General features: G+C 43.6%; 1 pseudogene. It reads left to right on the top strand.

The features are described 5' to 3' along the window. Nucleotides 1-62: 62 nt before the first annotated feature. Nucleotides 63-530: pseudogene (locus R7040_RS29695) on the top strand (type IV secretion protein Rhs); the annotation flags it as partial.

The following is a 530-nucleotide window of genomic DNA, read 5'->3' as shown; positions in this document are numbered from 1 at the left end:
AAAACAAAACAAACTTGTGAAGTCAGTGGTAGGCAATAGGAAAGGACACACTCGTTACAACTATGATTCCTCAATTTGTTATCCCTCTCACCAACTGCCTTGGTCAAAGCTATCATTTTTCCAGTCAGCCAATCCCAAAAGGTGAACACAAAAAGTTTGACTCAGAACAGAGTGCGAAGGCGTTTCTAGATGACTTCGTACCGCTTAGCTCAAGCCGTGTTGAAGAGTTGTATCATCTACTTGGTCAGTTTCCCCCAAACGTACCGGATGAAGAACTGACACCAGAGCTTTATGCGCCTGTATTTGCAAAAGCACTTGTGAATGGTTCTCTTTATGTCGCTAGTTTCCCTAAAACAAAGAAAAACGCGACAATATCCAGTGAACCAACACCGGTACCTAAGCAAGTAAAAGCAAAGTCTAAGCAGAACAAAGCACATACAGCTTCTAAAGCCCAAGCTAAGAATTCAGCCTCCGCAAAGCCTTTACAGACGGGCAGCGAATGTCATGAAAAAGCGGGAGATCCGGTTTCT

It is taken from the genome of Vibrio sp. 1069 (genome assembly GCF_033340555.1).
Note: the sequence above shows the minus strand (reverse complement) of the source record. Positions and strands in the feature narration are given on the sequence as shown.